This window comes from Polynucleobacter sp. 35-46-11 (assembly GCF_002281105.1).
This window is the reverse complement of record NZ_NCFJ01000578.1, coordinates 1-1,488: the sequence shown is the minus strand read 5'-3', so window position 1 is coordinate 1,488 and position 1,488 is coordinate 1. Positions and strand designations below refer to the sequence as shown.

The 1,488-nt window shown below is 42.5% G+C and carries 2 protein-coding genes; both read right to left on the bottom strand.

Annotation, left to right across the window (positions count from 1 at the left end):
- Positions 1–57: 57 nt before the first annotated feature.
- Entirely contained in the window at positions 58–306 is a 249-nt protein-coding gene (locus tag B7Y67_RS17800; protein ID WP_293599772.1) for a hypothetical protein, read from the bottom strand.
- A gap of 249 nt (positions 307–555) precedes the next feature.
- Positions 556–1,368: a lipid A biosynthesis acyltransferase gene (locus B7Y67_RS17795; protein WP_215302255.1), complete on the bottom strand. Its 813-nt coding sequence runs from the start codon at positions 1,366–1,368 to the stop codon at positions 556–558.
- Between the last annotated feature and the right edge of the window lie 120 nt (positions 1,369–1,488).

The following is a 1,488-nucleotide window of genomic DNA, read 5'->3' as shown; positions in this document are numbered from 1 at the left end:
AGGTGGCTTGTGAAATTTTGCTAGCTCTAGGCGGGATTAACTTGGGCTTCGGGACTCTCATCCTTGTGGAAAATGCTCAATGTGAACTTCGCCTTGCCGCCCGAAATAACTCACATGTCTTCCAGCTATCCAAACAATATATCCGATGCAGCCAGCAGCCATCGTTAATTTAAGAAACTCAGGATATCTCACCACATCACTTTGAGCTCCACGAATGGCTGAAACAACGCCATCCTTATTAAATGAATTTGGGATCTCCACCAGAGGCATCTCCATAGGAACAGCACAAACCTGATGGCTTGACAAATAATATGTGGTTGATTGATTGCGATAGTCAGCGAAGTAGAATCAAAAACAACCTCAATTAAGCGAGCCAATGCCTCCGGGAAGGTTAGAAGACCAGCATGAGATTGATGGGCACATTTTTCAATAACATCTTTTGTATTCAGATTCATAAGCAACCTTAAATTAATAACTTGAATTATCACGCCTCATAAATGAAAAAACCACCTTCAGGTGGTTTTGGTGTTTATTGGGTGCCCGGCTAAGGATGCCTTACTCTGTTGGAGGCAATTCTGCTCCCACCGGTCTTTTGTAGCGGTTGTAAGACCACATATATTGGTGTGGCTTTGAAAGTATCATTTTCTCAAAAGACTGATTCATTTCTGTGCAGGCATCAACTAGGCAATCTGGAAAGGTCTCTGTCATCAAGCGACTCTTAATTAGCCAACCCCCTCCTAACCCCAGTCTTTCTGCGCCAACAAAAAGGATTGCTACATTTGCTTGGCGAGCTAATTTAATTGGAAATGATGTTGTGTAGGCATATTGATTAAAAAATTTAGCCCATACTCCATCGCCCACGCTAGGCACCTGATCCGCCAATAGGCCAACTACCTCACCTTTTACTAAAGCTCGTTTAATCTGACGAACCCCACTAATATTTGCTTCAACAAAATCAATTTCAGAGTGTTTACGTGACTTAAGCATAAGCTCATTCACCCATTTTTTTCTAGCTGGTCTATACATTACTGTTGCTCTTGTATGTTCAGCAAAGATACGTGGCACTATCTCAAAGCCTCCGAAATGTGAGGCAAGAACAATTAAGCCTTTTCCATTTTTGGATAGTTCAATAACTTGATCTAAGTGCTCTATGCTAACTTTCTCAATGGACGATTTCGGATGTCGCCAAATCCATAATGTGTCTGCAAACATCATTCCAGATTCAGCCGCCACCCTCCACGGGGTCAATTTGAATCCAGAATAATGGGCTGCGCTCTGATGATTTTTATATAGGCGCCGTCTGTACCTAGGAGAAAACAAGTAAATCAATACACCTATGCCAGCGCCAATAATTTGAATGGCTGCCAATGGAAGAGAGCTAAATAGCCTCAATGTGAAATACAACATTGGTCATTCTAGACGCTATTAATAAAAAACCACCCGAAGGTGGTTTTGGTGTTTCTTGGTGGCCCGGGGCGGAATCGACCA